Here is a 20243-nt window from a genome sequence, read left to right as displayed (position 1 = left end):
ATGCGAATGGGAGCCCGACGGTCGCCCTTATTGGAGTTGTGACAGATGTTTCACCTGTTGGGACACGTTCAAAACTGCAGCCCGTTGCCCTGGATGTGGAAAGGTGTTCAAAGATACTCAATGCGTGGATGAGAGTTGCAATAAATTTAGTCCTCATTTGGATTGGTATGAAGGACTGGATGGTGTTGTTGTAACATTAAAGAAAGAAATAGAAGAAAGCTGGTCGGTATCCAAATAGGGCAAGGGGCTAAGTAAAAGCACGGGTAGTTTATTGGACAAGTCTTCTTGCGCTCGTTTGCAACGAGTGCTTAAAATGGTTTGGCGTTTGCAACGCCCGTGGTTTGCGTTACAAACGCAAACCCACGTTACGCACTCGTTTTGAAACGAGCGCGGGTAGTTATCGACGTTGGTAGCTGATTATTAAACAAATCTAACGCGAAATACGGCAGCATATTTAGGTTGGCACTTTTTTAAACCCCTCGCCTGTAAAATGTTAATAGATGTTAAATCTGCTTTTCACGCGAACCCGAATGATGTTTTACTACTGCGGATATTTTACTTTCGTCGGCACATTTGGCCTGCTTGTCTATTACATTAAATGCGGGTTTAAAATGAGTTTACCTTAGCATGATATGTTTGTACGCATAAAGCCGGCGCTTGTTATCGAAATAGGTATCCACCTGCTGTTCTGGGCCTTGATCATTTTTATTCCCATCATTTCAAGGCCGGATATGCGCGGGTTTCCGCAGGCATTTTTCTCTCCGGGGCATATCGTAAGGTTTAACCTTGTTCTGGCAGCCGAGTTTTATCTCAATGCTTTCGTGTTGATCCCGAGGGTATTGAAAAAGAATATTGGGCTGTATTTTTTGCTGTTGCTGTGTTCGTTTGTGGTGTTTAACCTGATTTTGATATACACCCGTCCGTTTTTTCCCGAACCTCATTTCCCGGGTATACCCCCGCACCGCCCGCCCGGGCATTTTCTGGCAATCTATCCGTTGTTATCCATAACGGCAGGTAGTTTTGCTTACCATTACCTGGCCGATCAGTTTAAGATCATCAATAAAAAGAAGGATATTGATAATGCCTCGTTAATTTCTGAACTGGCTTTTTTACGCTCGCAAATCAGTCCGCATTTTATTTTTAACGTCATTAACAGCGCGGTGGCACTTTCCCGGTTAAACCCGAAGGCGGTGGAGCCCACGCTGATCCAGCTTTCCAAGCTGTTGCGCTATATGCTTTATGTAACCGACGAGGAGAAGGTTACCCTGCACCAGAAAGAAGATTACCTGCGCAGTTATATCGAGCTACAGCAACTCCGCTTCGGCGACCAGGTGAAGGTCAGCTTCAGTTCGGATATTAAGGCTCCCGAAAAAACGATAGAGCCCATGCTGCTGATACCGTTCGTAGAAAACGCTTTTAAACACGGCACCGGCGATATTGAAGCCGCCAACATAGCCATAACCCTTTTTGCCGACGATAAAAACCTGCGCTTCAGCGTACAAAACGTTTATAACCCGGTTGAAACCGATAAAGATCCGGCATCGGGCATTGGCCAGGCTAATGTAAAACGTCGGCTTGAACTGCTGTACCCCGGTAAACACAATTTATACATAAACAAAAACGAGCAGGCCTATATAGTGATGCTGCAACTGGAACTGAAATGATGAGATGTTTGATACTTGATGATGAGCCGCTGGCGCTTGATCTGTTGGAAGATAACCTTAAACATATCAATACGATACAGGTTGTAGCGCGTTGCCGCAACGCCGGGGAAGCCATACTGGCCATGCAAAACCAGCAAATCGACCTTATAATGAGCGATATTTATATGCCGGGGATTAACGGTTTGCAGTTTATCCGCAGCCTAACCCATAAGCCCATGGTAATATTTGTAACCGCTTACGAGAAATTTGCGGTAGAAGGCTTTGAACTTGATGTGGTTGATTACCTGGTGAAACCCGTACCCTTAGACAGGTTTTTAAAAGCCTGCCATAAAGCGCTTGACCTGTATGAGCTTCGCCGCAGTTACGTGCCTCAGCAAACTACCAAAAATTACTTTTTTTTGCATGCCGACTATAACCTGGTAAAAATCAATTTCGACCAGGTTGAATATATCGAGGGTTTGAAGGATTATATCAAAGTACACCTCATTAACCAGCAAAAGCCGGTACTATCGCGCATCAGCCTAAAAGCTATTGAACTGCAGTTGCCTGCCGACCAGTTTTTCAGGGTGCATAAATCATACCTCGTTAACCTGGATCATGTATCCCAAATGCGCAGGGCGAGGATCAAGCTGATAAATACCGAGATACCGTTGAGCGACGGGTACAGGGATGTGATTAACAGGATGATAGGGAAGGTGTAAAACAACAAAAGACAAAAAAACAGTCGCTCGGCTCCGGCCCATAGCCATTAACTTAAGCTGCCGTATGCAAATTTCCAATGCGTCGTTAGGCGCTACCCGTTTGTAGGACAAAGATAAAAAGGCCCTTTGCCTCGTAGAGGCTACCCTATAAACCATGCTTAGAAATATCCTGAAGAGGGTAGCCTCTACGAGGCAAAAGACTGTCTGCCTGCATCTTCTACAAACAGGTATCCCCTAAGGGGGAATCTAAGCACAGTAGGTATTTGGGAGTGAATCATACCTTTCCCGTCAACTTTTAATGGCTTTTGTCCTTAAGTTAACGGCTATGGGCTCCAGCCGAGTGGCGGCAGAGATTCTACTTTTATCAAACCGCCGCTGCCACTAAAAACTGCCACTGCAACTAAAACCACCCGCTACACAATCCCCCAATTTATCTACACAAACCCTAAGCTCGTCGATTTTATTTCAGGGGCGTTAAAATAGGCTGCAACTTCGGTGCTGAAGAAATAGTTGCCCTAATGAAGAAACTTTCCTTATTGTTAATTACTACCCTTGTGTTTTGTGCCGGAGCCGTGCAGGCGCAGCAAACACAAAAAAAGTTGAAAAAGATATTGGTCAATCACTTTTTCTCCTGCCCGTTGGATGAACTGCTGGATACCCTGGCCCTCAATTACCAGGTTCGCATCGTATTTGAGCGTACGCCCTTGCATGAGATGGATGTGGTGGAACATTTTTTTGAAGAACCGCTGAAAGACGTTATAGCCAAAGTATGCAACGAGAACAGTCTGCATTACTGGATAGAATCTACCGGGACAATTTATATACTACAAAACACCGATGACCTGGCCCGCCTGCAAAAACTCAATAAGCTGGCTTTGCAGGCGGCCAATACAGGGCTTAAGGCTAAAGAGATTGAAGCGCCCAAAGCCAAACCCAAACATTTTTTGATCAATGTGAATGGCCGGGTGATTGATCAGCAAACCGGCGAATCGCTGCCTTCGGCCTCGGTAAAGATCAGGGGTACGGATCTGAGCACCATGACCAACTCCGATGGTTATTTTACGCTGTTTCGTGTACCGTCAGATACATCAGTGGTAGAGGTATCCTATACCGGTTTTCAAACTGATTATTTCAGGCTGAGCAGCGACAAGCTCAACTCGCCCTTAATTTGCGGTTTGTTCCCATCGCTCAACAGCCTGAACGAGGTTACCATTACCGGCAAAAAAAGCGGCGTGATGAATACCGATAGCCGGCAGGTTGGCGTATTGCAGCTTTCGCCCGCCAACCTGGATAAGCTGCCAACCATGGGCGATAAGGATATATTGCGGGCCTTCCAGTTAATGCCGGGCGTTGCGGGTACCAACGAGTCATCGTCGGGAGCGTATGTACGCGGGGGTACGCCCGATCAGAATCTGGTGGTGCTGGATGGTTTCACCATTTACCAGGTAGACCACCTGTACGGCTTTTTCAGCGCCTTTAATGCCAGCGCCGTTAAGGATGTGCAGATGTATAAAGGCGGCTTTACATCCAAATATGGCGGCAGGCTCTCCAGCGTTACCGAGATTAATGGCAAAGAGGGCAACAAGAACGAAACCAACATAGGTACAGATCTGAGTTTATTAAGCGCCAGCGGCTACCTTGAAACGCCGCTTTCGGATAAATCGACATTATTGCTGGCCGTTAGGCGCTCATACCAGGGGCCTTTTTATAACAAGATTTTTAACCAGTTTAACCAAACTTCAACCACGCAGGGTGGTGGTGGTGGCCGCCCCGGCGGTGGTTTTGGTGGCGGCGGCTTTGCCAACCAGATCACCCCAAGTTCGTATTTTTATGATTTTGATGCCAAATACACCTACACCATCAGCCAGAAAGATAAGGTATCATGGAGCTTATACACCGGTACCGATAAAACGGATAACAGCCGTGATTTAGGTTTGCCTTCCTTCCTGTCATCGGGCAGCAGCGGTATCAGTATCACCGATTATACCAAATACGGTAACCTGGGCAGCAGTATCAAATGGTTCAGGCAGTGGAACAAAAAACTGTACTCCAATAATTACATCACATATTCATCTTATTTTAACGACAGGAACCGGAGTTCATCTGGCTTTTCGCAAATTGATACCAACGGCATATCGCACACCTTGAGCAACGGTACGCTCGAAACCAATAACCTGAAAGATGTGGGCTACAAATCTGAATGGGAGTGGACAGCCAGTAATAAATACAAACTGCTTTTCGGCGGCTTTGCATCCTATAAAAAAATAGATTACGAATACACGCAGAATGATACCAGCAAACTGATTAATCAGCATAACAGCGCTATGCTTGCCGGTTTTTATACCGAGCTGGCTATCGACCCGAATAATAAATTCCATATTCAGCCCGGCTTGCGCGCGTCGTACTTTGGTCCTACAACAAAACCTTATTTTGAGCCGCGGCTTTCGGCAAGTTATAACCTTAGCGATCAGATTACTTTAAAGGGCGCCACGGGACAGTTTTACCAGTTCGAGAACCAGGTGATACGGCAGGATGTTTTGGGCGGCAACCGTAATTTCTGGGTGTTATCCAACAATGCCAATATCCCGGTGAGCCAGGCCAGGCACTTTATACTGGGCGCCAGTTATGAAAATGACGGCTTTCTGTTTAGCCTGGAAGGCTATTACAAAACGCTTAACGGGCTTACCCAATATACGGTACAGCAAACCCGCCCGGCAGGTGCAGGCGGCGGTGGTTTCATGAACTTCAATCAAAACCAAACTATCGAAGAAAAATTTTATGAAGGCACCGGCCGTACCAGGGGGATAGAATTACTGGTGCAGAAAAAAATGGGCCGCTATACAGGGTGGATCAGCTATACGTTAGGAAAAGCGCAGAACAAATTTTCGGCCTACGGCGATAACTATTACGATGCCGACCAGGATGTGCGCCATGAGTTTAAATCCATCAACATGTACCATTACCAGCGATGGAATTTCGCGGCAACCTTCCTGTTCAGTACGGGGCACCCTTACACAGCGCCTTTATCAACCTATACGGTTAAAACGGTAGACGGCAACGCCATTACCTACATCAACCTGAGCGATAAAAATGCCGAACGCCTGCCGGCTTACCACAGGCTTGATCTTTCGGCCTCTTACGATCTGTTAAAGATAGACGGGCGTAAAGTAGGCTCGATAGGTTTTTCGCTGTTTAACGTTTACAACCATGTTAACTCCTGGTACCGCGAATACCAGCTGCAAAATAACCAGGTAATTACCACCAATGTTAACTACCTCGGGTTTACCCCTAACTTAACTTTAAGCTTAAAATGGAAATAAAAACACCTATACGATATATTTTAGCGGCATTTGCAGCTGGTTTTATGCTGATGACAGCCGCCTGTAAAAAGAATAGTGCGGATATCAGCGCCGTAAATAAACCGGTTGTTGAGGCGTACCTGGTAGCCGGGCAGCCGGTTTCAATAAAAGTATATCAGCAAAAAGATTTAACGGATACGGCAACTTACGGCGCGGCTTTAACCGGGCTGAACATCAATATCAGCAACGGAAGCCAAACGGTTAAGCTTACCGAAGGGGCTAATGGTACCTACACTTACAGCGACGCTACTTTTGTTACTGCGGGTAAAACTTACACCATGCAGTTTAACTATGATAATACAACCATAAGCGCATCAACCGTGATGCCGGGCAAACCGATTGGCTTTAAACTATCGGACAGTGTTTTTCACGTACCCAACACCATTGATCCGGCTTATAACGACAAAGTTTTGCAAACCGTAACATGGACCAATCCCGATTCGCTGCAACACCTGCTGCTGTTTAAAAACCTGGATAGCGATCCCTTTGAAATTATCGCGGTAAGAAGCAATAACAAACCCAGTTTTCAAATCAATACCGAAAAAGCATCGATATACAATATCACCCAAAACTCCTTTAAATATTACGGCCACTACCAGGTTATTTTAATGAGGGTAAACGATGAGTATATCAATATCCTTACAACCAATACCCGCGGCAGCTCGCAAAATTTAGTGAATACACCAACCAACGTAGTTAACGGGCTGGGAATTTTTACGGCTATGCAGGCCGATACTTTAAGTTTGAGGGTAACAACGCAGTAATTAGTTTGTCTGAACCGGAATTTGGGGGAATTATTAGAATTTTTCGAATTTGCATAGCATTCTGGTAATTCCTTCATTCCCCCAAATTCCGGTTCAGACATCTCCCTTTTTGTCAGACCATTGTAAACGCCCATTGTAAAATTCACGGTTCGTTTCACCTAAGTGTAACTTATACATGACAATTGCACATTTTGTAACAAAATAAAATTTCTACGTGTAACATTTAAGGTAATTTCGCCTCCAATTACCAAAATAACACTAAATGAAACGTTTTTACATACTTATTGCATTGTTCTGCTTTACGTTATCAGCTCATGCCCAGTTCGGCGTGGGCGGCGGCGGGCCAACTACCACGGGCAGGATTTCGGGCACCATTATCGATTCGCTTACCAAAAAGCCGATGGATTATGCCTCGGTTGGTTTATACCGCAGCGGCGGCAAATCGCCTATTACCGGTGTGGTAACCGATGAAAAAGGTAACTTTAAACTGGATAATGTGAAGCCCGGCAAATACAAGTTGGCTATCTCCTTTATCGGTTACCCAACCAAATATATCGAACCGGTTGAAACTACCGCTTCAAAACCCGATGCCAAGCTGGGCCAGGTGCTTTTAGCGCCAAGCTCGCACGCGCTTAAGGAAGTGCAGGTGGTGGGCCAGGCGGCTTTGATCGAAAACAAAATTGACAAAATTGTTTACAACGCCGAAAAGGATTTGACTGCCGCGGGCGGTAACGCTACCGACGTATTACAAAAAGTACCATTGGTAGCGGTTGACCTAAACGGTAACGTATCTATCCGCGGCGATCAAAACGTACGCGTGTTGATTAACGGTAAACCATCGGGTGCAACTTCGGCCAGCTTATCGGATGTATTGAAAACCATCCCTGCCGATCAGATTAAAAGCATTGAGGTGGTTACTTCGCCATCGGCTAAATATGATGCCGAAGGTTCGGCCGGGATCCTGAACATCATCACCAAACAAAAAAATGTTTCGGGTTTCAGCGGCTCGATCAGCGGCGGTGTAGGTACACGCCAGAACAATGGTAACGGCAACATCAACTATAACCATAACAGGTTAAGTTTATCGGCAAACGTTGGCGGTAACGCTACCTGGCCGCAAACATCGCTTACCTCGTCCGATCAGGATTTCTTTTTTAACGATCCTGCACAGCACCGTTCGCAAACCTCTACAGGTACAAGCCGTGTTAAACGTCATGGTGTTATCGGTTCGGTATCTGCAGGGTACGATTTCAATGCCTTTAACAATCTTCGCAGCACTATACGCTTAAACCAGGGTGGTTTTGACCCTAACAGCAATACCGATTATACCCGTACCTATTTTTACGATCCTACGAAGAATAATACCTATCATAACAACAACATTGGCCATAATACCTTTGGCGGTTTTGACTGGAATGTGGATTACACGCACAAGTTTAAAAAAGAAGGACATGAGCTGAGCTTTTCAACTCAGTGGAGCCACAGTAAAGTAGTAACAGACTACACCACCTTATTTACCGGCCTGCAAGACCCTACAGAGTTTCCTAACCTAAAAAATAACATTGACGGTATCAATAACGAGTACACCTTCCAGACAGATTATACCTTGCCTATAAACAAAGTGTTTAAACTGGAAGCTGGCGGTAAAAATATCATCAGGAGAATCAGGAGTGTTTCGGATTACTTTAACCCAAGCGGTGCCGATTTTGTTTATGACCCGGTAAACTCCAATAAATACAGCTATGACCAAACTGTTTGGGCCGGTTACTCGGTGTTAACGGTTACCTTACCTAAAGGTTACTCTGTACTTGCCGGCGCAAGGTTGGAGAATACCGATATCCACGGCGAGCCGCACAACGATGTGCAAAACATCCAGCCCTTTGATCAAAACTATAACACTTTTATACCAAGCTTAACCTTGCAAAAAGCGCTTACGCCTACACAAACCCTTAAGCTGGCCTATAGCAAACGTATTACCCGCCCAAGCCTGCAGTTTTTAAATCCGTTTGTAAATAAAAGTAACCCAACCGCGCAAACCGTAGGTAACCCGTTCCTTGCGCCGGAGGTTTCGCAAACTGTTGAGCTGGGTTATAATACTTTTATTAAATCGTCGGTTATTAACCTCTCGGCTTATTACAAACATACAACAGGTTTAATTGAAGGTTTGTTAACTAATTTGCCCGATGGCCAGGAAGGTACCATCACTACCTATCAAAACATTGGTGTTAACAACTCCTATGGTGCAAGTTTTTTCGGTGCAATAACACCGTTTAAAATCCTGACCATCCGCGGCAGCATTAACGCCTATACTTATAAGCCAACCGCAAGTAACCAGTTAACTAATCAGCAAACACAAACTTCAACATACTTCCAGTACAACGCGTTTTTGAGCGCGCAGCTTACCCTGCCAAGCAACTTTATTGCCGAGGCTTTTGCTGTTCAAAACTCGGCCCGTCGTACTATACAGGGTTCAAACCCATCGTTCAGTATATTTGGCATGGGTGTTAAAAAGCAGTTTATGCAAAAGAAACTGGCCCTTGGTATTAACGCCATCGAGCCGTTTAACACTTACAAAAACTTTAACACCGATATTAAAACGCCAACCTTTACACAAAGCAGCAAGTTCGCGTTCCCATTCCGCTCGTTCGGTGTTACGTTTAGCTACAGCTTTGGTAAGCTAAGCTTCAGCAACCCGCAACAGCCTAAAAAAGGCATCAACAATGATGACATGAAACAAGGCGACCAGGGTGGTGGTCAGGGTGCCCCAACAGGCGGAGGCCGATAATTGAGATTCAGGATTTTTAGAGTAAAGAATCAGGATAGCATAAAAAATAAAAGCCGGGAGAGAAATCTTCCGGCTTTATTTTTTTATTGTGGGATACGCAGAATTTTGTCAGAAATCAGAATTTACAGAATTTGAAAATTAACAGAATTAATGGTTGTACGGGAATTCTGAAAATCCTATAATGCTATGAATTCTGATTTCTGACAAATTACTCAGCTTCCACCGCTATACCAATCTGCTTTAATAAAAGCGATGCATTGAAGGTTTTGCATTCTCCGTGTTTGATCTTATAATCAAACAGCATTTCGCCATCCACCACCTGTATGTCGAAGTAAAAATTACGCACATAGTTGGGGTATTTGGTTTCGAGCTGGGCAATTTGTAAATCGTGGGTGGCCACCATGCCCACCGCCTGTTTACGGATCAGTTGTTCAATAACCGCTTTCGAGCCGAGGTATTTATCAACCGAATTGGTGCCGCGCAGCATTTCATCAATCAGGAAAAATATTTTACTATGATTTTCAACGGCGGCCAGCAGCATCTGTAACCTGTCAAGTTCGGCCTTAAAGGTGGATGTGCTTTCGTTCAGCGAATCTTTAATGCGCATGTAGCTGACCATGGTAATTACTGATACCTGCATGCCGGCGGCGCAAACGGGCGCCCCGCTCAGGGCCAGCACCGTATTGATGCCGATAGTACGTAAAAAAGTACTTTTGCCGGCCATGTTGGATCCGGTGATGATATCCACCTTAAATGCGTTTTCCAGTTCATAATCGTTTTCAACGCGTTTGGCGCTGTTGATAAGCGGGTGGGCTATGCTTTTAGCCGTTAAGGTGTAGCCCTCGCGGTCATCAATTGCAGGGAAGCACCAATCCGGGTAATTAATGGCAAGGCCGCCCAGGCTCAGCAATGCCTCAAATTCGGCAATAACATCGAAGGCTGTTTCAAGGCTTTCCTGGTTTTGTCGCTTCCAGTTTTCAATAGCGATAATCTGGCGGATATCCCATAAAAAAAATAGGTTGAGCGCAAAGCCAACAATCAGGTTAAGGTGATAATTGAGCTTGTTGATCAGTTCGGCCAGTTCTTTTATTTTGGCTGATGTTTTATTGGTTTTAAGCTGTTGTGCCAATAAATTACTATAATCCGCCTGCCATTGTTCTGCTTCAATACATTGAAAAGCCTCGGCGTAATTAGTCAGCGTACTGCCTATTTTTCCGGCAATCACATCTGCCTTGCGAATGTACGCCGCCTTTGAAAAAACCAACCCCATATGGGAAAGCCCTACGATGATGGCAGCCAGTTTTGCCGGTCCGAAAAAATAAGTTGTGATCAGCAGGGCGGTAAACAGGTAAGGCGCTATTTTGGTGTAGTTGCCCAGCCATTTTTCGCCGGGCATATCCAAGGGTATGCGCAGGTATTTAAACAGGTTTTTAAGCTGATCGGTATCCTGCTTAATGGCAAATACCAAACGTGTTTGCAGGTCGAGTTTCCAGCTGTTTTTAGCGGCTATTTCTTTTACCGCTTCCTGGCGTTGCAGTACGGTGCTTTTATTTGCAGGTGCGTTGAGCCATTTTGCCAGTTTATCGTTGCCAGGCGTGGTGGCTGTACGGTTAATGAGCTGATAAAGGGATGCTTTACCGTAAATATCAAGGTCGGAAGTGTAAAAATGTTTTTCGTCCGCGTAATGGCTGCCATCATTATAAATATTGGCGTTGGTTTGTATGCCGGCAATCTCGTTATCGTTTATGCGCTGCAAATCATCAAAGTATTGCTTTTGCTTTTCAAAGCGGCTTTGGCGGGCCACCAGCCAGGCAAAGGCGAATACCAATAGCACAACGGCCACGGCTATAATGCTGAAATCATCGAAATGGATGGCAATGGCTATGCATACCCCAACCATTAAAAAGGTGCCGAGACGAAGGAGGGAGTAGGTATTGGCCGCCTTTTTATATTTGGAGGCTTCGGCAGCCGCTGCGGCGGATCGCCGGGTATAATCGGTAATTATAGTTTGTTCCATTTGCAGATAAAAATGAGCCTAAATAAACACATATATTTTAAATAAACGTTTATTTGTTTGAGATATGAAGATCACGTTCCTTACCGTTGGAAAAACCGAAGATGCCTACCTGAAGGAAGGCATAGAAAAATATGTAAAACGCCTTAAACATTACACCAAGCTTGAGCTTGCCGAAATACCGGAGCTTAAAAATACCAAAGCCCTTAGCCCCGAACAGCAAAAAGCTAAAGAGGCTGAGCTGATCCTCAAAAAAATAACGCCGCTTGATTTTGTGATATTGATGGACGAGAAGGGCAGCGAATATACCTCAACGCAATTTGCTGCTTATATTAACAAAAAGGAAGTAACCACATCGGCCAATCTTGTTTTTATTATTGGCGGCCCGTATGGTTTTGATAACTCGGTTTATCAGAGGGCTAACGATAAAATTTCGCTTTCACGCATGACGTTTTCGCACCAGATGGTGAGGCTGTTTTTTGTGGAGCAACTTTACCGGGCGTATACCATTATGAAAGGCGAGCCGTATCATCATGAATAGATTTCAGATGTGCAAATTTCAGATGTGCAAATGTGCAGATGAATGATTGCGAGATTTTTTTATTTGCATCCACAACATAATCTGCAGATTTGAAATATGCACATCTGCACATCCATAGCATAATCTGCACATTTGAAATATGCACATCTGCACATCCACAACATAATCTGCACATCTTTCCCTACCTTTGCTGCATGTCAGCAGGCCACGATCATTCACACGCACATTCGCACGGGCACCATCATCATGACCATGCGCCTAAGTTAGATCACTTAAATTCGGCTTTTATATGGGGTATCGCGCTCAACTCTGTATTTGTGGTTGTGGAGGCCGCTACGGGTTTCTTTACCCACTCCTTATCGCTGCTAACCGATGCGGGGCATAACCTGAGCGATGTTGCTTCGCTGGCGCTTGCCTTGCTGGCTTTCAAATTATCCAAAGTAAATGCCAACAGCAAATATACTTACGGGTACAAGCGCTCAACCATTATCGTTTCGTTTTTTAACGCGGTGATACTGTTTGTGGCGGTAGGTTTTATCATTTATGAGGCCGTAATGCGTTTGATGAATCCGGAGGTGGTATCAGGCGGTACTATGGCCTGGGTGGCTTTTATAGGCATTGCCATTAACGGTTTCACCGCCTGGTTATTTGTAAAAGATAAGGATACCGACCTGAATGTGAAGGGCGCCTACCTGCACATGGCTGTCGACGCTATTGTTTCGCTGGGCGTGGTTATATCGGGCGTTATCATCTACTTTACCAAACTGTACTGGATTGATAGTGTAGTAAGCCTCATTATCGGTTTTGTCATCCTTCGGGGCACATGGAGCCTGCTAACGGCCAGTTTACGCCTGGAAATGGATGGTGTGCCTGCTGAAATGGACATCGAAAAAATCCGGACCGAGCTGATGAAATGCGATGGCGTGATCAACGCGCACCACATCCACGTTTGGGCCTTAAGCACTACCGAAAACGCGCTCACCGCCCACCTGCTTATCAAACCCGAGGCCATGGCTAAGTTTGATGATATCAAGCACGATCTGCGCCACCGACTGGAGCACCTGGATATTACCCATAGTACTTTTGAGCCTGAATTTACGGAGGAGGAGTGTAAACAGCCGGAGTGTTTGTAAGCCTTGTATTTTATTAAACAGCTTGATTTACCTATATTTATGGTAAGCAATTACCTTAAATGAGCAAAGCCAAAACCTTAAAAGTACTTTCTATTATAACTTTTCTCGAAATTATTGGGATGATAGCGTGGCCAATCATATTGGGTTGGGGCCAGCTGTTCAGTGCCGCAGGTGCTGTGTTGGCAGCTATATTCGCGATCCCCCTAATTTACTATGTAATCTTTGTCATCTTCCTCGCGCGTTACGCTAAACGGGAACCCGAAGACCAGAACATAGGATTAGTAATATTTTTAAACGTATTGCCCATTATTTTTATGGTTTACCTGTTAGATTTGGCCTGAGCCTGATATGGTGTATCCCATCAACTATAAAAATATCGGTACCGACACCGAATTTTGCCCGGAGTTGCATGCTATGTACCGGGAAGCCATTGGTTATTTGCAAAGCTTTATATGGTGTCGTGCTGTTAAGGATTGTTTTTTATACACAAACCTGGGTTCGGTATTTTGTATTTTTTTATTTGAGATAGAAAATACCCAAAGTACCAATGATAACTTTTTATGGGTGATCACAGGTGATATCCCCCCGATGTATTTAGATGTACACGGTTGTTTAACAACAAGGAGCGCGATTAAGAGCTATATCGCTTTGGCTAAGCAATGGGTTGAAAACGTGAAGAACGGGAAGTCTTTAACTGATTGTTATCCGCTTAATGCTGCGCCGACGATAGAACTCGCCAAAATGTTAGAAAAAAGAATAGCGTTTATTGAATATACACTCATGGATAATGTAGATGATCTTTCCTGGCAAATAGGCAAATAAGGTATTTTATTATTATCTTAATACCCAATTATTTCCTGTTATGAAATCAACCCGAAGAAAATTTATAGCAACCTCGGCAGCATTGGCCGCCGGTACCGTTTCCGCCTCGGCAATATCATTGAATGCCCAAAAAGAAGAATGGCCGATAGTTCACCACGTGTTTTTCTGGCTTAAAAACCCTGGCTCGGTAGAAGACCGCGATAAACTGGTGGCCGGTGTTAAAACCCTTGCCAAAATAGAAACTGTACGTAAGCTACGCGTAGGCATTGTGGCCAGTACCGAAAAACGCGATGTGGTTGATAACTCATGGGCAGTATCCGAGCTGATGTTTTTCAGTGATCTTGCCGGGCAGGCAACCTATCAAACGCACCCTATCCACCTCGAGTTTATTAAAAACTGTAGTCATCTTTGGGAGAAAGTGATTGTGTATGATGCACAGGATGTTTAATATTTAACAGAAGGTTAATAAGCGCCGTTAAAACCAATCATTAATGTTTAAGTTAACTAATATAGTTAACCAAACATTAAATGATATGAAAGTTAAACACCTGGCAATATGCCTTGCCGTTTCAGGCTTCACATTACATTTAAGCGCTGCTGCCCAAATTAAAAGCGGTGGCGCGTATCACAAATCCGTACCTGTCGCCCCTGCTGTTGAAGGCTGGTATTTCAGGGCGGTAAGCGGTTACCCTGCGGCCATCTCGTTTGAGCCTGTTGTGCTGTTTAAAAACGGCGAATATTTTGATGTTGGCGATGAACCCATCGAAACCTTAGATGTGGCTGCCTCCAAAAGTCGCCGGCCAAAGGCCTGGGGAACCTGGAAAAAAACAGGCGCGACGTTCACGCTCATTAACAGTGATGGCAAACCGCACGATTATAAATTAGGCGTCGGCAACTGGTTCCCGGCCTATGCTTATACCGGGGCCATCAGGTTAAAAAAAGCATACGAAAAAGTAAGCGGCGGTGATTATGGTAACGGCACCAATGCACTTGTTATCAACAAGATCAATTTTATTGATGCCACTCACTTTACCGAAGGGGCAAACGGTGGTGTGATGACATCCGGCGCAACCGCCTGGAAAAAAACGGCAAACGGCGGCACCTATAAAATATCGGGTAATACCATCGAGCTTAATTACGGAACCAAGGTGATCAAAAAATCGTTCGCCCTGGGCGCAACAGGCTCGCCTGCGCATGCTACCAACACGATGATCTTTATTGGGGGAGATGCTTATACAGATACGGAGTAGGCGTGTTATTTGGAATATTATACCAATAACGTCATTGCGAGGTACGAAGCAATCGCACGGAAGCAAATCCGATCTGTATAGTTCGCGATTGCTTCGTACCTCGCAATGACGATAGTTTAACAAGATGGATACCCCACAAAAAAAGCCGAATATTATTCGGCTTTTTTTGTGGCTTTTTTAGCTTTTGCTTTTGGTGCTGCTTCCGGCTCGGCTGCTACTGCTTCTGCAGCCGGTTCTTCAACTGCAACCGGCTCTTCGGCTACCGGTGGCTGTGTAGGATCCGCCTCGTCAAAAAGCGGCAGCGGTTTCAGGGTATTGAACCAGGCTATAATTTTTTTGATATCTGATGAGTAAACTTTTTCTTCATCATGATTTGGCGCTACTTCGTAAAAGAAAGCGCGTAATGCCTTCCCATCAGCCTTAACATCAGGTATGCCTGATACTGATTTCATGCGCTCCAAAACATCTGTTAACCTGATGTCGTCATCAAGGCCAAAAATGGTGATCTCGGCCAAGGCAGCTAATTTAGCTGTTGAGAGGTTGGCAATCAGTTTGGTTTTTTGAGCATCTAAACTTTCCAGTACATAACCGGTTTTGTTTTGCGTTAACGCTCTCCATAAACCCGGCTTGCCCGATACCGATACTATTCCCTGTAAATTCATATATTTTTTTGATTGGGTTGATTGAGTGAGTGGTTAAGTGGTTAAAACCAATCAACCACTCTCCAAATCAACCGTTCAATTAGTCTTCAATAATTTCTACACCTAAAATCTTATCGCCCTGGCGGATAGCGTCAACAACGTCAACGTTCTCAATCACTTTACCAAATACGGTGTGGTTACGATCAAGGTGAGCAGTGTTGGTACGGTTGTGGCAGATAAAGAATTGTGAACCACCGGTGTTACGGCCCGCGTGTGCCATTGATAATACACCACGATCATGGTATTGGTTGTTGCCGGTAAGCTCGCAATCAATTTTGTAACCCGGACCGCCGGCACCTGTACCGGTTGGATCGCCACCCTGGATCATGAAATTAGGGATAACGCGGTGGAAGATCACATTATCATAAAAGTTTGATTTTGCTAATTTTTTAAAGTTAGCAACGGTATTTGGGGCATCCTGATCGTAAAACTCAACGGTCATGTCGCCTTTTTCGGTTTTGATAATTGCTTTGCTCATTTTATTTGTTTTTTATGAAAACAGACGGCAAAGGTAGTAATTACATATGAAAGCGGTAAAGTACTGATGGTAAAAAAAATCGCCTGAAAATGTTACCCGCCACGATGTCCTTTTGTGCAGTAATTTAAGTTGTTCGAATAAATTGCACTAAAAAATTTCCACACGAATTTATGCACAGGGAGGCTATAATTTATCGAATTACACGAATGTTGATTGGCCTGGATTTGAAATTCGTGTAATTCGATAATTCGTAAAAATTTGTGTGGAAATTTCCTTTTTACTGTTGTGTTGAAATGCTTTTGCGAAATTAAAAAGCAGTATTCAGCGATACCCCGTAAGTACGCGGGTTACCTAAGTGCGTTGCCCCGAAATCGTAGGCGTAATCGATATATTTTTTGTTGGCGATGTTACTCTCCCAGAAAAACAGCCCAAACCTTTTGGTGCTAACGCCTATACGCGCGTTGAACTTGCTGTAATGCTTTTGTTCGATTTGATTGGCAAGGTCAAAATACTGATCGCCAAGATAACGCCATTCGCCGCGGGCGATGAGCCTGGTTTTTAGCGCACCGCCAAGGTTATAGCCATATTGCAGGGCAAGCATGCTGGTAATGTTGGGGGTATAAATTTGCTTGTTGCCTTTCAGGTTTAGCTCCTGGCCGTTGCTGCCTACAACCAATGTTGTGTAACGCGCATGGGTGTAGCCAAAATTATAATCAACTTCAAGGCCTTTAACCGGAGTGGCGTTAATTTCGGCTTCAATACCTTTGCTGCTCAGTTTACCCGCGTTTTTGGTGATGGTGATGGCATCGGGCAATACCAGTGTTGGCACCTGGGCATCGGTAACGCGGGTATAAAAGGCGGTTACATTTACACGCAGTCGGTTATCCAGGAAATCGTTTTTTGAGCCGATCTCGTAATTGTTGCTGTACTCAGGTTTAAACGAATACAAGGGGGGAGACGAAGGGTCAGAGCCCAACTCGGTGATCCCTCCCGCGCGGAACCCCCGGCTGTAAGAGGCATAAAGGTTATTATGCGCCGATACATGATAGGCGAGGCTTATTTTAGGTGTAAAGGCTTTGTAATGCGCGGTAGATGAGGTATCCGAACGGGTCACAATCGCATCGGCGCCATCAGGCTGAAACTCGCCCCTGATGCTTTCTTTTTTATGCTCGTAATCGTAGCGTAAACCGGCGGTGATGTCAAACTGATCGGTGAAAGCATAAGTGGCCTGTCCGTAAACGGCTACACCGTAATTCCTATCGGTGTTGGTGTTGATGCTGGCGAAGTTAGTCATGGGTGCGCCCAGACCAGTAGTATCTACACCGATGTGTATACCTTGTTTATTTGGAGCGTAATGATAAAAACCATAGGTTCCTGCTACCCATTTAAGTTTTGAGGCCGATGAAGCAGGCGATGAAAAGCGAAATTCCTGGCTTGTGGTTTTTACTTTGTTCCATTTACCGCCGTAGTTATTGATAATTGAAACAGCATCATAAGGTGAAAAATCACCATCGATAGGTGTAGTGTAGTATCTGTTGTTTTCCTGGTAGGAGGTTTGCGAGGTGAAGTTAAAATGGCTGCCGCTGTAATTGGCCGTTAATGATGACTGGAAGGTGTTATCAACCATCCTGGTAGTGGCATTCTGGTTAACCTCGAAGGGGTGCTCCAGTGCATCCTGCGGAGAGCCAGCCAGTGTAAATGCGCCGTTATTGCGGTTGTTGTAATTTTTTACATTGAGGGTGAATGCCAGTTTTGAAGTAGCCAGGAATTTCAGGTAATAGTTACCTAAAAAAAAGTGTTGCTTATCAAAGTGCGTATTGTTAAAAGTGTTGGTATAAAAACCGTTAAAGCCCGAGTAAATCCCCGCCACACCAAGGTATAATTTATCTTTTACCAATGGCGCTTTAATACCTAATGTATAACGCTGCTGGTTAAAATTGCCGATATCAATACCCGCGAAGCCGCTCACCGTGTTTGAGGGTTGTTTGGTAATTACATTGATAACGCCGCCGGTAGCATTGCGGCCATAAAGTGTTCCCTGCGGACCGCGTAACACTTCAATCCTGTCGACATCTAAAAGTGCCGGAATGTAAGTATCGAGGCCATACTGGTTAACGCCATCTATGTAGGTAGCCACCGCCGGATCATACGAGGTAGTAACAATACCACGGATACCGGTAACGGTACGCCCATCGCCGGGGGCGCCCGAGTTTAGGTTGGGAACTATGGCGGTCAGGTCCTTCAAATCCCACAGGCGGTAATCCTGGATTTGTTTGGCCGATAGTGTCGAGATGCTGAAAGGTACACGCTGGGCCTGCTCCTCAACTTTCTGGGCGGATACGGTAACTTCGTCAAGCTGGTTACCCGCGTCATTAAGCTGAAAGGTTACCGGGCGGGCCGTGCCGATCATATTTACCGGGATGTTTTTTGCCGCATAGCCTACCGCGCTGATATGCAGGGTGTATTTGCCCGGGCTGATATGCCTTAAGTTAAAATTCCCGTTTTTATCGGCGCTGGTGCTGTAATTGGTATTAAGCAGGTAAACCGTTGCCCCGGCAACGGGGCGGCCTTTGGTATCGGTAACGGTGCCGGGTAAATCGCCTGTGGCCTGGCTTTGAGCCCTGAGCGCGGCGACGAATAAAAGTAAAAAAGTAAATAATTTGCGCATAAATAGGTGTGGTTTAATGTGTGTTTTTTACACATCGTAATCGATTGCCCAATAATAGCAAAATGACTTACAATTAACACCTGTATTGCGTAAATATTACTTAAAATTTTATCGTTTGATTGATGGTTTGAACTATAAAAAAAAATATTTAGAAATTTCTACACGAATTTTTACGAATTATCGAATTACACGAATTACTTGTAAAATGATATTCGTGTAATTCGATTAATTTTGGAAATTTTTCCAATAATTCGTGTGGAAATCTCTTATTGCCACAGCCTCGGTTACCTATTCATTCAACATTAATTTATCAACTCCTTCAGCTGGGTGCCATTTATCTTCCGGCTCAAAATAATGCCACAGCAAAGCCGAAACTTTTTTAATAAGCAGCCCAGCCTCGTTGTTGGGTGTCCAGCTGGTATCTGTGTTGTGATTGGTGATGATTGAAAAAACATAATCGCCATGCGGGGCGTTCACCAAAACCGTTTCCGACCGCGATTCGTCTACCGCGCCCTGCTTGGAAATGGTATGCACAAATGGTGGTATTTGCGATAATGCGTCCTCGTCCCAGTAAATCCTGCCCATATTGCGGTACATCCGCTCGCTGGCGGCGGCGCTTACGGCCTTACCCTCGCGGATCAGGGTAAACAAGCGGCACATCTCGCGCGGGGTGGTTACGCCCCAGCCATATATTTTCCTGATCGCCTCGCGGCCCGGTACCCGCGAGTTCACCCGCATTACTTGAAACCCGTTTTGCTCGAGCCAGTTGTTGATGTATGGGCCCCCAACCAGCTTTTGCAGCCAGAGGCTTGCCGTATTATCGCTCATAGTAATCATCAGCATAGCTACTTTACTTAGTTGTATGGTGTCTTTATCTTTAAACGAGCCTAATAGGTCTTCGCCCGCGTATAACAGCGAATCGCGGTACACCAGTTTCTGGTTATATTTAAGTTCGCCTTTTTCAATTTTATCCATCACGCCGCATTGGATGCTCACTTTAATCATGCTGGCTGTAGGGAACAGTGTATCTGCGTTAATTTCGGCTGTTTTACCTGTTTTCAGGTTCTGTACGTAAATGCCAACATGGCCGCGAAAACCTTTCACGGCATCCTGTAATTTAACCGCGAGTTTATGATCTGTTTGGGCAAAGGCCTGTATTGTTAACAACAGCAACGGTGCAATCAGTTTAAATTTCATATGATGGGGATTATGAGATACTATTAATAAAACACGAATAACTTCAAGGTCGTATAATTAGATCGAATTACACGAATTTCTGATTCAAATTCTTGTAATTTGATTCCAATCTAAAAATCAGTAACCCAAATTTAACTTCCTACATTTGGCAAAAATGTAATCTGCC

General features: G+C 44.8%; 16 protein-coding genes. 11 read left to right on the top strand and 5 right to left on the bottom strand.

Annotated elements, in window-relative coordinates; all coding sequences use genetic code 11:
* The first annotated feature begins 632 nt into the window (after window positions 1-632).
* From LX99_RS05430 to LX99_RS05410, 5 genes are all read left to right on the top strand, one after another.
* Window positions 633-1664: a sensor histidine kinase gene (locus tag LX99_RS05430; RefSeq protein WP_109606904.1), complete on the top strand. Its 1032-nt coding sequence runs from the start codon at window positions 633-635 to the stop codon at window positions 1662-1664.
* The gene (locus LX99_RS05425) at window positions 1661-2365 is read left to right on the top strand and encodes a LytR/AlgR family response regulator transcription factor (RefSeq protein ID WP_245927849.1); all 705 of its coding nucleotides are present in this window, start codon (window positions 1661-1663) and stop codon (window positions 2363-2365) included. The genes LX99_RS05430 and LX99_RS05425 overlap by 4 nt, the downstream gene beginning before the upstream one ends.
* Before the next feature lie 518 nt (window positions 2366-2883).
* Entirely contained in the window at window positions 2884-5685 is a 2802-nt protein-coding gene (locus tag LX99_RS05420) for a TonB-dependent receptor (protein ID WP_109606902.1), read from the top strand.
* Complete coding sequence (locus LX99_RS05415) at window positions 5676-6488, top strand: DUF4249 family protein (protein WP_109606901.1); 813 nt, start codon at window positions 5676-5678, stop codon at window positions 6486-6488. The genes LX99_RS05420 and LX99_RS05415 overlap by 10 nt, the downstream gene beginning before the upstream one ends.
* Before the next feature lie 262 nt (window positions 6489-6750).
* On the top strand, window positions 6751-9273 hold the full coding sequence (locus LX99_RS05410; protein ID WP_109606900.1) for an outer membrane beta-barrel family protein: 2523 nt from the start codon (window positions 6751-6753) through the stop codon (window positions 9271-9273).
* Window positions 9274-9481: 208 nt separating this feature from the next.
* Here the strand turns inward: LX99_RS05410 and LX99_RS05405 are convergent, their stop codons facing one another.
* Window positions 9482-11290 carry a MutS-related protein gene (locus LX99_RS05405; RefSeq protein ID WP_109606899.1) on the bottom strand — a complete coding sequence of 603 codons (1809 nt, stop codon included), beginning with the start codon at window positions 11288-11290 and terminating at the stop codon, window positions 9482-9484.
* A gap of 64 nt (window positions 11291-11354) precedes the next feature.
* Between LX99_RS05405 and rlmH the strand changes: the two genes are divergently transcribed.
* The 6 genes from rlmH to LX99_RS05375 all read left to right on the top strand — a co-directional run bounded on the left by rlmH (window position 11355) and on the right by LX99_RS05375 (window position 15033).
* Window positions 11355-11828, top strand: coding sequence for a 23S rRNA (pseudouridine(1915)-N(3))-methyltransferase RlmH (gene rlmH / locus LX99_RS05400; protein ID WP_109606898.1), 474 nt, complete (start codon window positions 11355-11357; stop codon window positions 11826-11828).
* A 194-nt stretch (window positions 11829-12022) separates the two neighbouring features.
* On the top strand, window positions 12023-12961 hold the full coding sequence (locus LX99_RS05395; protein ID WP_109606897.1) for a cation diffusion facilitator family transporter: 939 nt from the start codon (window positions 12023-12025) through the stop codon (window positions 12959-12961).
* 59 nt (window positions 12962-13020) lie between these two features.
* Window positions 13021-13302 (top strand): hypothetical protein, encoded by a 282-nt coding sequence (locus LX99_RS05390; RefSeq protein ID WP_109606896.1) that lies wholly within the window; start codon window positions 13021-13023, stop codon window positions 13300-13302.
* A 7-nt stretch (window positions 13303-13309) separates the two neighbouring features.
* Window positions 13310-13783, top strand: coding sequence for a DUF4826 family protein (locus tag LX99_RS05385; protein ID WP_109606895.1), 474 nt, complete (start codon window positions 13310-13312; stop codon window positions 13781-13783).
* 40 nt (window positions 13784-13823) lie between these two features.
* Entirely contained in the window at window positions 13824-14231 is a 408-nt protein-coding gene (locus tag LX99_RS05380) for a Dabb family protein (protein ID WP_109606894.1), read from the top strand.
* Between the two features lie 85 nt (window positions 14232-14316).
* The gene (locus LX99_RS05375) at window positions 14317-15033 is read left to right on the top strand and encodes a hypothetical protein (RefSeq protein WP_109606973.1); all 717 of its coding nucleotides are present in this window, start codon (window positions 14317-14319) and stop codon (window positions 15031-15033) included.
* 152 nt (window positions 15034-15185) lie between these two features.
* Here the strand turns inward: LX99_RS05375 and LX99_RS05370 are convergent, their stop codons facing one another.
* From LX99_RS05370 to LX99_RS05355, 4 genes are all read right to left on the bottom strand, one after another.
* On the bottom strand, window positions 15186-15695 hold the full coding sequence (locus tag LX99_RS05370; RefSeq protein ID WP_109606893.1) for a DUF5606 family protein: 510 nt from the start codon (window positions 15693-15695) through the stop codon (window positions 15186-15188).
* Between the two features lie 79 nt (window positions 15696-15774).
* A complete protein-coding gene (locus LX99_RS05365; protein WP_109606892.1) occupies window positions 15775-16212 on the bottom strand; it encodes a peptidylprolyl isomerase in 438 nt (145 codons plus the stop codon).
* A gap of 307 nt (window positions 16213-16519) precedes the next feature.
* Window positions 16520-18880 (bottom strand): TonB-dependent receptor, encoded by a 2361-nt coding sequence (locus LX99_RS05360; RefSeq protein WP_109606891.1) that lies wholly within the window; start codon window positions 18878-18880, stop codon window positions 16520-16522.
* Window positions 18881-19168: 288 nt separating this feature from the next.
* Window positions 19169-20077, bottom strand: coding sequence for a serine hydrolase (locus tag LX99_RS05355; RefSeq protein ID WP_109606890.1), 909 nt, complete (start codon window positions 20075-20077; stop codon window positions 19169-19171).
* Between the last annotated feature and the right edge of the window lie 166 nt (window positions 20078-20243).

This window comes from Mucilaginibacter oryzae (genome assembly GCF_003148845.1).
GTDB lineage: Bacteria > Bacteroidota > Bacteroidia > Sphingobacteriales > Sphingobacteriaceae > Mucilaginibacter > Mucilaginibacter oryzae.
The sequence above is the reverse complement of the archived record's forward strand: the minus strand, read 5'-3'. Positions and strand labels throughout refer to the sequence as shown.